The sequence below is a fragment of the Leptolyngbya sp. FACHB-8 genome (assembly GCF_014695575.1).
GTDB lineage: Bacteria > Cyanobacteriota > Cyanobacteriia > Elainellales > Elainellaceae > Vacuolonema.
This window is the reverse complement of the sequence record NZ_JACJOO010000062.1, coordinates 67,414-81,630: the sequence shown is the minus strand read 5'-3', so window position 1 is coordinate 81,630 and position 14,217 is coordinate 67,414. Positions and strand designations below refer to the sequence as shown.

Below are 14,217 nucleotides of genomic sequence, written 5' to 3'. Positions count from 1 at the left end.
GGGGTAAGGATAGCCCATCTTTCAAAACCACTCTACAAATTGCTTGGGGGTGCTATGGCGGGCTTAAAACCCTAAGTCCACGGCGATCCGGTGAGCGCAGGCAAAGCCAGAAAAGGCTACAGCATTAAGCCCCTGGCCAGGAAATGTGCTGTCTCCCACGCAGTAAAGCCCAGGTACGGCTGTGCGGTTGAAGGGCATGCCTAACAGGCCCAGCAACTTACGACTTGGAATAGGACCGTAAGTGCCATCAATGCGGCCCAGGAAACGACGGTGGGTGCGGGGGGTACCCGCTTCCTGATAATCCAGCCCTGCCCCGACTCCAGGGAAAATCCGCTCCAGGCGTTGCACCAACTGGTCCGCCAGGTCTTCTTTTTTCTGACGATATTCCTGGGTATCAAGCCCCTGCCAATCTTCCATCCAACTGGGGGTAAATACATGGAGGATATGGTGGCCCGGTGGAGCCAAATCAGGGTCGAGGAGCGTGGGAATAGAAACAAAAACGGTACTATGAGGGGCTTCTAGCTGTTCCCAATCGTCCAGAAGAATGTGGTGACATTCGGTGCTGGGGGGTAAGGCATCAGCGCGTACCCCCATATGGAGGCTGAAGAAACTGGGAGATTTTTGGTAGCGCTGTTGCCATCGGGTTTCAGTGGCAGGGCGCTTGCCTTTGGGTAGCAATCCCTCAAACGTGTCCCAACGGGTTGCATTAGAGGCAACCCGCTTGGCGCGGTACTCCTCTCCAGAGGCCAGCCGCACACCGACTGCGCGATCGCCCTCCATCACAATTTCTACTACCCGTGAGCGGTATTGAATATGGCTGCCTGCCTTTTCCAATCCCTCCACGAGCTTTTGGGCAATCTGGCCGACGCCGCCCTTGGGGTAGTTGATGCCGCCATAGTGGCGATCGCTAAACACCATCCCAGCATTAATCATGGGAGTGCGATCGGCAGGAACTACTGACCAGCAGTAGCACTCCATGTCAATAAACCGCAGAAGATCCGGGTCTGTAATGTAGCGACGGGCAATATCCCCTACATTCTGGGGTAAGTATTTCACCAACCCTAAACAGGCGAAGGGATGCTGGAAAAATACCCGTGTCAGGTAGCGAGGTTCTTCCAGGGATAGCAGATCCATCACATTTAAGCAGTTGAAAACGGCCCAGCACTCATCGTAGAACTGACGAATACCCTGGGCTTCATGGGGAAAGTGGGAAATTAACTCTTGCAAGAAATTCTCATAGTCCCGATGGACTTTTAAGTCCAAGTCTCCAGGAAGGTGGTAATGAATTTGCACTGGGTCTGGAATCGTTTCGATGGAAACGTTAACGGCATCTAAAGCACGGGTTAACAGGTTAGTAGTGCCTTGGGTGCCAAACCCAAAAATCATCGAGGCTCCTACATCAAATCGGTAGCCCTGGCGCTCAAAATAACCGGCACTGCCACCGGGAATTAAGTAACGCTCCAAAACCAATACCTGAGCTCCCTTAGCAGCTAGCTGGGTAGCTGTTACCAAGCCACCGATACCTGAGCCGACGACAATGACATCAAACTCGGAGCCTGAGGGGAAACGCGAGGCGGATGATGCATCCGGGCTAGAAAAAGCACGTGTGGAGGAAGCCGTCATTCGATTCGTGGAAAGCCTGTAAGAAATCTCATTATTTAGTGTATCGGAGTGCAGGTAACAATACCTTATCCGTTTTCTGAAAACCCCGATTGTATGGACACCTGGTCAGGTTTCAGCCATGTGGATGGTATGTGGTGAGAGGGGTACAAAGTGCCCCTCTCACCACATACGTCTAGAACACTACTAGCGTGTTACTGCGTGTCAACTCTCTCAGGACAAGACAAAATCTGGTTTTGAGAGGGGTCAAATTTTTGTTCTGTACTGAGGAAAGTAAGAAAAATGGAGTTAGCCCAGAGGCCAACTCCATCTGCCGATCCTTGAGAGGAGAACACTTGAGTAGAATCATAGGCCTTGTTGAAAATCTATGTCAATACTATTGAGACTAATTCTCATTTGTTTGGGCGATCGCTCTCCCCCCTTCCCAGTTTCGTCAGCATTTTTCAACATGTTGAATGAGAATTGCCAATAGAATTTGAGAAAATGCTGGTGAGGGTGAATCACCTCTGCTATTATGGTTAACCGAGTGGCCTGCGGATGTGGCGGAATTGGTAGACGCGCTAGATTTAGGTTCTAGTTTCGTAAGAAGTGTGGGTTCAAGTCCCTCCATCCGCATCAGTTAAAACAAACAGAAGTGGCTAGTTTTGCACAGGCTTTGTCTATGTAAAGTTAGCCACTTCTTGCTGCTTACCGTTCTGTTAGCTGGGATGTTGCTAGAAACCTCGGCTAATAATACTCCGCATAATTACTGATAAGTTTTGTTCGTATTGTGGGTAGGCTCACTGACGAGATGGTCCATTCTTGAGCTCTTGGCCGACAGTTTTCAGAACGTATAGAGTTGTTCTGGTCGGTTGTTGAGGTGGCCCTTGGCCTCTGAAAACTCGCGAAACCAATTTTGGTTGTTTTCAGATTACTTTGATGGTCCTCAGCCCAGCAACGGGCTGTTTTATAGACAGTGGGGATGCATCCTTGAGCAACCACTCCCGAGTAGCGATTTTACCTATGTCTGGCCCGGTGTTTCCTGGCCCAATTTTTAGTTGGATGGGTAGTGTGCTTCAGCTGCGTTTAGGTTGGAGTTCCACATTTGAAACGATGCCCTCCAATCGATTGGTTGTTCAGAAGTCTGGAAGCCGGACCTCCAGGCAAATAAATAAAGATTTTGGCCTGCTCCGCCCCATCGCAGGTATTTACGTTGGCGCCTACGACCTGCAAGCAACTTACCTCCAGATGAAGAGGCACTGCATTTGTGTGATTCCTGTCTTTTTCTCTGGGTTATGCTGTGTCGGCAGTCATGCCTTTAGGGATAATCCTCTCGCCTTGAAGCACAGCACAGACAATCTCCATCCTTTCGGGCTGGCTCCACCTTAGCCACCAGATTTTGGATTCGCCGACTGACTCTTCTCTATCCCGCCCATTCAACGACTAGCGAGAACCTCCCATGTCTGGTAACCCTCAAGGCAGCGAATTTCAGGTTAACATTACCACCGCCCGTAGCCAGCGAACCAATCCTGGGGCAATACCTTCTTATACACCAAGGGCGATCGCGAGCGATCGCTCTGGCAATTACGTTGTCGCTTGGACGAGTAACGGTCAGGATGGTGATGCAAATGGTATCTATGTTCGCCTGTTTGACAGTGCAGGCAATCCTCTCCCTGACGCTCCTGGGGAAATTCGGGTTAACACGACAACTGCGAATGATCAACGGCTGGCATCTGTTGCAATGGATGATAACGGCGATTTTGTCGTCGTTTGGAGAAGCTTTCAGGATGACAATAATACTGCTATTGCTGGGCCTGAGAGTTACGGGATTTATGCTCAGCGGTTCAGCCGAACAGGTGTTCCTCTAGGTACGGAGATCCAAGTAGCCACAACAACTTTCAACGAAGATCAACCCAGCGTAGCTATGGATGCCGATGGCGATTTTGTCATCACATGGACCGGTGGGGGAAGTGGCAACGATATTTATGCGGCCCGTTTTGAAGCAACCAACGGCACCCAGGTTGGGACTAACACCATTCTCAACACCACGACCGATGGCAATCAGCAACTTTCCAGTGTTGCTATGGCTCAGAACGGCAATTATGTCGTGGTTTGGACTAGTAGTGGCCAGGATGATTCCGGTGACGGAGTTTATGGCCAACGGTTTGATGCTTCAGGTGCCCCGGTGGGGGATGAGTTCAGAATTAATGTTGAAACCAACAGCAACCAGCGAAATCCAAGTGTTTCGATGGATCAAGACGGCAACTTTGTTGTAGCTTGGGCCAGCGCAAATCAAGATACTAATGCAAATGGTATCTATTACCGTCGATTTGATAGTAGTGGTAATGCCCTCGATGCAACGGATCAGCGAGCCAACGATACCGTTATTGGAGATCAAAACTACCCAACCGTTTCCTATGAACGGGATGGAGATTCCTTTGTTATTTCCTGGTCCGGTACATCACAGGAAGGCGACGCGAATGGTACGGCCGTTGTTGTGCGTCGCTACAACGAATTTGGGACCGCTCAAGGACCTGAAATCCGAGCCAATACTTACACATTTAATAATCAAGAATACCCATCGGTAGCCATTGACGCAGAATCAGATTTTGTTGTGGTCTGGTCCTCGCTACAAGATAGCAATCCTAGCCTAAGCTATGGGGTTTATGGTCAGCGTTTTGGTCGAGCATCTGCCAACGCTCCTACTGATATTGATTTGGCGCCCGTTGCCCTGATTCAGGGGCTGCCGGCTGTGAATGAAAACGTTGCGGTTGGTACTGTGGTTGGTACGCTAAGCGCAAAAGATCCCAATACTACCGCTGATGGCTTGAGTTTCACCCTGATCAGTGGACTTGGCCTTGATGCAGAGGCATTCACAATTGTCGGAAATGAACTCAGGCTGACAGAAACACCGAATTTTGAGTTTAAGCCTTTCTACAAAGTCAAAGTTCAGGTAACGGATGGGATCGATACCTACGACGAGATTTTTGAAATTCGTGTTGTCAACTCGCCATTTGAAGTTGCTCCCACAGATATTACGCTGTCAAGCCTCACTGTGGATGAGAATGTACCTGGTAACACGGTGGTTGCCCTCCTGGGTGCGGAAGATTCAGAGCCCGGCGATTCCTTCACTTTCTCCCTGGTTCCAGGCGTTGATAGTGATGACAACGCAGCATTTCAAATCGTCAATAATGAGTTAAGAATTCGCACATCACCTGACTTTGAAGCGAAATCCAGTTACAAAATTCGTTTACAAGTCATAGACCAGGGCGGCAATATTTATGAAGAAGCCGTTGTTATTGATGTCAATGATCGATTTGAACTGCCGCCAACGGACATCAATCTAGATTCTCTGAGCGTCAATGAGAATGTCACAGTTGGTACACTAGTGGCGAATGTGACAGGTTCTGACCCTGAAACAGCCTTGGGTGATGTTCTCACTTTCAGTTTGGTGCCCGAGTTTGGGGATAATGCAGCCTTTACTCTCTCGGATGGGCAACTCAAAATTAATACCTCTCCCAATTTTGAGGATAAACAGAGCTATAGCATTCGAGTGCTAGCAACGGACCAGGGTGGGAAAACCTATACCGAAGATTTCACCATCAGTGTTGTTGATGTTCCGTTTGAGATCGCTCCAACAGCAATTAATCTAGACCCCTCGACGGTTGTGGAGAATGTTGCTGCTGGTACTGCTGTAGGAACCATAACGGCAACCGACCCAGAGACGGCGAATGGCGATTCCATCACCTTTACTCTGGTAGATGGGGCTTTGGATAATTCCGCCTTTACGTTGGTCAATGGCCAGTTGAAGATTGTTGCATCTCCTGACTACGAGACTAAAAGTAGCTATCGCATTCTTGTACAGGCGACGGATCGAGGTAACAATAGCTCCGAACAGGAATTGACGATTAACGTTACAGACGTTCCGTTTGAGTCTCGCCCTACGGATCTGCGTCTCGACACAACCAATGTCAACGAGAACGTTCCGGCTAATACGGTTGTCGCAACTATCACTGGCTTTGACCCGGATGCGGGAGAGAGCCTGACCTACAGCCTCGCGCCTGACTTTGGTGATAATACATTATTCAATATCCTCAACGATAAACTTCGAATTAACGATTCACCGGATTTCGAAGTGAGGCCGAGCTATAGCATCCGATTACGGGTTACAGACGCGGCGAGCAACACGTATGACAAAGATTTCACGATTTCGGTAACCGACCTATTTGAAGAGGCTCCAACCAGCATTACGCTGAGTGGGAATACGGTGAATGAGAACGCGGCTCCTAATACATTGATTGGTGCTGTAACGGGTGCTGATCCGGAAACGGCTAAGGGCGATCGCCTGACCTTTAGCTTGCAGTCAGGAGTGGCTGATAACGACCTCTTCACTCTGGTGAATGGAGAACTTCACCTGATTGCATCGCCTGACTTCGAGGTGAAGTCCAGCTACAGCGTCAACATTCTGGCAACGGATCTGGGAGGCAATACCCTTACCCAAACGTTCACCATCAACGTCATCAATACGCCGTTCGAGCTGGCACCGACGGATATTCAGCTAGATAGAACCAGTGTTGTCGAGAATGTAGTAGCAGGGTCGACAGTTGCTACCGTGACAGGAACGGATGTGGAAGTTGGGGATGGAGGAGATGCCCTCACCTTTACCCTGGCCCCCGAATTTGGGGATAACGCTGCCTTTACTCTAGTGAACGGGGAACTCAAAATTGTTAGTTCTCCCAACTACGAGTCGAAGTCCAGCTACAGCATTCGTATTGTGGCGACGGATCGGGGGAACAACACCTACACGGAAGATTTCACCATCAATGTCACCGATGTGCAGTTTGAGGTTGCACCGACGGGACTGTCTCTCGATAAAACCCGTGTGGATGAGAATGTAGCAGCGAATACACCGGTCGCTACTATTACAGGAACGGATCCTGAAACAACAGCGGGAGATACGCTGACCTACAGTCTGGCAGACAACACGGGTGACAACGCCTTTTTCAGCGTCAACGGGAATCAGCTTATCATCACGAGTCGCCCCGACTTTGAAGCGAAGCCGAGCTACAACATCCGTTTGAAAGTAACGGATGCAGGAAACAACACCTACGAACAGAACTTCACCATCTCGGTGAATGATCTGTTTGAGGATGCTCCGACCAGCATTACGCTGAGCGGGAATACGGTGAATGAGAACGCGGCTCCTAATACATTGATTGGTGCTGTAACGGGTGCTGATCCGGAAACGGCTAAGGGCGATCGCCTGACCTTTAGCTTGCAGTCAGGAGTGGCTGATAACGACCTCTTCACTCTGGTGAATGGAGAACTTCACCTGATTGCATCGCCTGACTTCGAGGCGAAGTCCAGCTACAGCGTCAACATTCTGGCAACAGATTTGGGGGGCAATACCCTTACCCAAACGTTCACCATCAACGTCATCAATACGCCGTTCGAGCTGGCACCGACGGATATTCAGCTAGATAGAACCAGTGTTGTCGAGAATGTAGTAGCAGGGTCGACAGTTGCTACCGTGACAGGAACGGATGTGGAAGTTGGGGATGGAGGAGATGCCCTCACCTTTACTCTGGCCCCCGAATTTGGGGATAACGCTGCCTTTACTCTAGTGAACGGGGAACTCAAAATTGTTGGTTCTCCCAACTACGAGTCGAAGTCTAGTTACAGCATTCGTATTGTGGCGACGGATCGGGGGAACAACACCTACACGGAAGATTTCACCATCAATGTTACCGATGTGCAGTTTGAGGTTGCACCGACGGGACTGTCTCTCGATAAAACCCGTGTGGATGAGAATGTGGCAGTAAACACGCCCGTCGCTACCATTACGGGAACGGATCCTGAAACAACAGCGGGAGATACGCTGACCTACAGTCTGGCAGACAACACGGGTGACAATGCCTTTTTCAGCGTCAACGGAAATCAGCTTGTCATCACGACTCGCCCCGACTTTGAAGTAAAGCCGAGCTACAACATCCGTTTGAAAGTAACGGATGCAGGAAACAACACCTACGAACAGAACTTCACCATCTCGGTGAATGACCTGTTTGAGGATGCTCCGACCAGCATTACGCTGAGTGGGACTACCGTGAATGAGAATGCGCCCATCAATACGGTAGTTGGAACGATTACAGGCCTTGACCCAGAGTTGGCAAAGGGCGACGCCTTGACCTTCAGTCTCCCATCGGGCGGTACCAATGATAATGCCAGCTTTGCAGTGGTAGGCAACCAATTGCAAATTCTGGTTTCGCCAGACTATGAAAACAAGACGAGTTACACCATCAACCTGCGGGCAACGGATCGAGGGGGAAATATCTATGATCAGGTATTTACCATTGCCGTCAACGATCGCCTCTCTGAGCAAAGCCCCACTGACATCACCCTAGACTCAACAACGGTGAATGAGAACGTGGGAGCGAATACGGCGATCGCCACCCTCGGTGCTGTTGACCCCGATGTAGGGGATAGCTTCACCTTCAGTCTCGTACCCAATTCTTTGGATAATGCATCCTTTACCGTTGTCGGTAATAAACTGCAAATTAATGCCTCTCCGGACTTTGAGACGAGAAGCAGCTACAGGATTCTCCTGCGGGTAGCCGATGCGGGCAATAACACGTTTGATAAGGAATTCACCATTCAGGTGAATAACTTGTTCGATCTGCGTCCTACAGAGCTGAGATTGGTTGGCACAAGCATCACAGAAAACCAACCCATAGGTAGCTCGGTGGGTACCGTAGAAGGCACGGACCCCGAACCCGGAGACATCCTGACCTATAGCCTGGTGACTAACTTTGGGGACAATGCCGCCTTTACGCTGACAAATGGCAACCTTCAGATTGCTGAGTCTCCTAACTTTGAAACAAAGCCCACGTATAGTATTCGGGTGCGAGCAACGGATAGGGGCGGCAACACCTACGACCAAGACTTCACCGTAACGGTGAATAACTTGTTTGATGTTTCACCAACCGGAATTTCCCTCAGTTCTACGACGATTGCTGAGAATGCAGGTGCAAATGCCGTAGTTGGAACGATTACCGGTACCGACCCTGAACCTGGTGATTCTCTAACATTCAGTTTGGTGTCTGGTTCTTTCGATAACAGAGACTTTAGCATCGTCAATAATCAGCTGGTTATCAATGCCTCTGCTGATTTTGAGATGAAGTCAAGCTATCGTATCCTCCTACGAGCTACGGATATAGGCTCGAATACCTTTGATAAGGAATTCACCATCTCGGTTACCGATAATCCGTTTGATCGGCTACCAACGGATATTCTCTTGAGCTCGACAACGGTTGCTGAAAATGCTGGTGCGAATGCCGTTATTGGGACGATTACGGGTGTCGATCCGGATACGGGGGATACTCTGACTTTTAGTCTCGTACCTGGCGATTTGAACAATGGAGATTTCAACATTGTTAACAACCAGCTTGTTCTCAAGGGTTCTGCTGACTTTGAAACAAGACCCAGCTATAGTATTCGCCTGAGAGCAACCGATCGGGGCAATAACACTTATGAGGAGACGTTTACTATTAACGTCACCAACGTTGCGTATGAGTTGGCTCCAACGAATATTGCCCTGACGCCTACATCTGTATTGGAGAATGTCCCTCCCGGTACCGTCGTTGGCACAGTTTCGGGAGACGATCCAGAAACGAATGCAGGAGACAGTCTCACCTTTAGCTTGCTAACTAGTGTTGGTGACAATGGTGCATTTACCCTGACCGGAACGCAGTTGAAGATTAATGCCTCTCCCAACTTTGAAGCAAAATCTAGCTACAATATCACCTTACGCGCGACCGATCAGGGCGGGAACTTTTTTGATAAGACGTTAACCATCAACGTCACGGATATTGTTTATGAGTTGGCTCCAACGGACATCATCTTAAGTAGTACTGCGGTCAATGAGAATGTTGTCGCAGGTACTGAAGTTGCAACCCTTAGAGGTGTTGATGCTGAACCCAACGACAGCCTCACTTTTTCGTTAGTGCCGGGAGATGGGGACGCAAATAATGGTGCGTTTACGATTGTCGGCAACCGATTGCGGATCAATGCCTCGCCTGACTTCGAAACCAGGTCGAGCTATAGTATTCGCCTGCGCGCTACGGATCAAGGTAACAACACGTACGATGAAGTGGTGACGATAACTGTGAATAACTTATCTGAGGGCTTGCCTCCTAACGATATTGCCTTAAGTGCAAATCGCATTGATGAGAATGTCAATCCTGGTGCTGTGGTCGGTACTTTGAGTGCCACTGACCCCGATGGCAATAATGGATTCACGTTTAGCCTGGTGAATGCTGCGGGCTATGACACTAGTGCCTTCAGCATTGTGGGGAATGAACTGCAGATGGCGGTTCGCCCAGACTATGAAACCAAATCTCTGTACCGCATCAAGGTGCGGGTACAAGATCCAAACGGGCTGACCTACGACGAAGATTTCATCATCTCGGTCAATGACCTACCCGAAAATCGAACTCCGACAGATATTAATCTGACGTCGACGGCGATCGCCGAAAACTCCCCTGCTGGTAGCACGGTTGGCACCCTGATTACCAGCGACCTCGACACAGGTGATACCTTTACCTACACCCTGGTAGACGAGCCCGGATTGGATACGGCGAGTTTTGCCATTGTCAACAACACGCTTCAGATCACTACCATTCCCGACTACGAAACCAAGAACTCCTACACCATCCGTATCCGCACAACGGATAGTGGGAACTTGAGCCGGGAAGAGCTATTTACCATTACGGTGCTCGATCGCCAGGAAACGAGTGCACCCACCAACCTCACCTTAAGCAGCACCAGCATTGCCGAGAACGTACCCGCTGGCAGTGTTGTTGGTACGCTCGTGGCGGCTGACCCAGACCCAGGTGAGTCGATTACCTACACCCTGGTAGATGGGCAAGGGAATGACAACTCAGCCTTCCAAATTGTGGGTAATCAGTTGCGCATTATTGCGTCACCTGATTTTGAAACTAAGGCAAACTACAGTGTCCAGGTGAGGGCGACGGATCTCCAGGGCAATAGCATTGACAACACTTTTACCATCACGGTACTCGATCGCCAAGACAATGCTGGTAATGCCAATGCTCCCGTGCTGGATCTGAATGGTGCTGAAACCGGAGTCAACTATACGGCTCCCTTCACCCCTGGAATACCCGTGCGAGTGGTGTCTGATGCTGCAACCTTGACGGACAGTGATAGTACCAATTTAGTTTCAGCTCTGGTTGCGATCTCCAATCCGCTTAACACGCCAGATGAAGTACTGATGGTTGATGTGAGCGGTACGAATATTCGGGCTACCTATGAAGCAACAGGGGCACTCACATTAACGGGTAATGCCTCTTTGGCAGACTACCTGAAAGTTCTCAAGACGGTTACCTACAACAACACCATTAGTGTTCCTGGCGATGACCCACGCACGCTGGTGTTTGTGTTGGATGACGGGGTAAATACCAATACGTCGGTTACCACGCAGCTAATTCCCTCCTTGACGAATCCTATTCAGGGAACGGCTGGAGATGATCCCTCGCTCATCACTACAGCTCGTACGGATCTGTTGACGGCGTTGGCCGGTGACGACCTGGTGACCTCGACGCTAGAAAACTTGCAACAGGACGATCGCCTGGATGGTGGAGAAGGTGTTGATACGCTACATATCTCCAGCGGGACGGGTAGCCTGGCGGTGAATGTTGGATTGGCGACTAACCAGGTAACAGGCATCGATCCTGAAACCCAGATTTTCAACTTTGAGAACTTTGATTTAACGGGCTTCCAGGGAACCTCCCAGATGCTCGGTAGTAATGTTCGCAATGATGTGTTTGTTGGTGGTGAGGGTAGCGCTAGCCTCAGCGGTTTAGGTGGGGATGATGATCTGACGGGCGGAGCTGGCAGTGACACGTTGGATGGTGGAGCCGGGAATGACACCCTTGGTGGTGAAGCTAGTAACGACACGTTGGATGGCGGCACTGGGGATGACACCCTCGGGGGCGGAGCCGGCAACGACACGTTGAATGGTGGCGCTGGCAACGACACCCTTAGCGGTGAAGTTGGCAACGACACGTTGGATGGCGGCATTGGAAATGACACCCTCAGGGGCGGAGCCGACAACGACACGTTGAATGGTGGCGCTGGCAATGACACCCTCGGGGGCGGGGCTGGCAACGACGTCTATATCGTGGACAGCCTGCTGGATGTGGTGGTCGAGACAGTGAATGAGGGAACCGACCAAATTCAGTCGAGTGTGAATTACAGCCTAATCCCGAACCAGGAAAACCTAATTTTGCTCGGCTCAGCCCGGAATGGTTTTGGCAATGCAGTAACCAACCGTATTACTGGAAATGCCTCTGTTAACCGCCTGGACGGTCGTGGGGGAAATGACATACTGGTGGGTGGTCGTGGCGTTGACACTTTGTTAGGTGGCACCGGCAATGACCAATTAACTGGAGGAATTGGCCGAGATGTGCTGAATGGCGGTGGGGGTAGCGATCGCTTTATACTCTCCGCAGTAACAAACTCACGAGGTGATGTTATTCAAGATTTCAACTCGGCCAAGGATGTCATGCAGATATCGCTGCGGACGCTACAAACCTTGATTCCGGCTTCGGTGACGAATACGTTGCGTGTAGGCCAGCTGCCTACCGCACAACTTACCTTCGGAACCTCTGCCCGCACTGCTCGTCAGCGGTTTATCTACAATCGTTCAACCGGCAATCTATTCTTTGACCCGGATGGCAATGGGGCAACGGCTCAAACGTTCATTGTTCGTTTGCAGGGTGCCGCTGCCATGAACAATACTGATATCTCTATCACCGCTTGATGGGCTATCAACGAGACTCATAACCATTCTGATTAAGACGAAGAGAGGGCAGGTATCAAGCACCTACCCTCTCTTTTTGTCCTATATAGCGCTTTGCGTGTTGATTCAGTACGGTGGTGTAGGGCGCGAAGCGCCCTACACCACCGTTTTTGTACTTAACGCATTTGCACGCCGCTATAACAGTAGATCTTCTGCATAAATCAACGTCAGCTCGGGATAAGCCGAACCGCCCATTATTGCGTGCGCGATGCGCACGCAATAATGGGCTTTTTCGAGTGCCGCGCTTCGCGCGGCACTCGAAAAAGCCCTTAACCCGAACTGAGGTTAAATCAGTTTTTGAAAAGCCGCACGGCGCACGGCTTTTCAAAAATAAACAGCATATGGGAACGTTTGCTGCATAGATATTGAGCGTAGCGGTAACACAGGCGATTACTGGCGTTCTAAAAGGACGTACAGGAATGGTTCCAGGTAGGTGAGCGCATTTTGCACAGCCTGAAATGCTTCAGCATCCGTTAAGGGAACCAAACTCACAGGGTGAACCGGATGAAGTGTCTTATAGCGTTGTACGAGAGCCTGGATTGGCTGGGGGCCATCCCATAGGCTTAGTAGGGTAGCAGCTACTATGCCATCTACAGGGATAGCGCTTCTGGCCGGTAAATCGATTAGTTGAGCGAAATCAAACGGTTGTTGATTTTCTAAGGATTTTAGTAATTCGCCTTTCGCGTCATTGCTGCGCAATTGAGGATGCAGATGCACTCGTGCCGTTTGCCAGTCCTCATCGCTCCATTCTTCAACCGGACGATCGGGATCAGGAGTGTCTGTGGAATAGCACCAAAAGTCAAAGAGCCGATGAACGGGGTTGAGCAATTCGTACAGGCGTAACTGCTCGGCTGGACTAGCCATTGCCAGGGCCATACCAATCATGCCGGGCAACTCGTCGACATTCTGAAACAGCTCTTGCACATCCCACTGTCGCCAGTTCAGCATGCTGAGGAATTCTAAATCGGATTGCTCCAGCATGTCGAACAGCTCAGGAATCGTAAAACCTTGATCGCCAGACAGCAGGAAATTGGCAAAGATCTGCTCTCGCCCATCGTCGTTGTCCTGTTCACAACTGGAAACCCATCCCCGTGCTCGCAGGTCAACGTTCACCTTCAAGTTCTTCATAGTGGCAATGACCGTTTGGCGATGCTCTTCTGTGGGGGCCTCATCCATCAACCCAAACATACGGAACATCTCCTGAGCACGGTAATAAACCAACCGCTGCAATTGGCTATGCAGATTAGCCCGAAGAATGCCACCCGGTGACAACACACGGCGTAATGCCTGAAATGCGCCTAAGGGATCAGGCAGTAAATACAGCACTTCATCGCAGTTGATGTAGTCAAACTTCAGACCTAAATCGGCGATGTCGTAGATCGACATGGCGTGGAATTCAACATTTTCAAATTTGTGGAATTCCAACCGTTTTTTAGCTAAATCGATGGATTTTTCTGACAGATCAATCCCAACGATTTTGGCTCCGGGATTGGCGATCGCCAACACCAATGCCTTGTAACCCGTTCCACATCCAGCATCTAAAATCAGCGTACCTTGGGTATCAACAACCCGGCGATCGCGCAAGTAAAACGGCGTCACGATGTTATTGACAAACAGATCGTTGTACTTGCCTTCGGGGGTGGCTTCGGGCGGAATTCTAGGGTATGGGGCCGCGTCAAACTGCTGCCGCATTTGCTCCAGGGTCAAAGGGTTGGGAGTGGTTGGCTTCGCTGTCATCAGTC

At 50.2% G+C, this 14,217-nt stretch carries 3 protein-coding genes and 1 tRNA gene; 2 read left to right on the top strand and 2 right to left on the bottom strand.

Translation table 11 applies throughout. From position 1 onward, the window contains the following. Positions 1-63: 63 nt before the first annotated feature. Positions 64-1,623 carry a carotenoid isomerase gene (crtH, locus tag H6F91_RS15845; RefSeq protein WP_190789400.1) on the bottom strand — a complete coding sequence of 520 codons (1,560 nt, stop codon included), beginning with the start codon at positions 1,621-1,623 and terminating at the stop codon, positions 64-66. A 530-nt stretch (positions 1,624-2,153) separates the two neighbouring features. Between crtH and H6F91_RS15840 the strand changes: the two genes are divergently transcribed. Further along, positions 2,154-2,235: transfer RNA gene (locus tag H6F91_RS15840), tRNA-Leu, on the top strand. Between the two features lie 823 nt (positions 2,236-3,058). Further along, positions 3,059-12,436, top strand: a complete 9,378-nt coding sequence (locus H6F91_RS15835; protein ID WP_190772259.1) for a cadherin domain-containing protein — start codon at positions 3,059-3,061, stop codon at positions 12,434-12,436. 429 nt (positions 12,437-12,865) lie between these two features. Here H6F91_RS15835 and H6F91_RS15830 read toward each other — a convergent pair whose 3' ends face one another. Continuing rightward, the gene (locus tag H6F91_RS15830) at positions 12,866-14,212 is read right to left on the bottom strand and encodes a class I SAM-dependent methyltransferase (protein WP_190772258.1); all 1,347 of its coding nucleotides are present in this window, start codon (positions 14,210-14,212) and stop codon (positions 12,866-12,868) included. Positions 14,213-14,217: the final 5 nt, after the last annotated feature.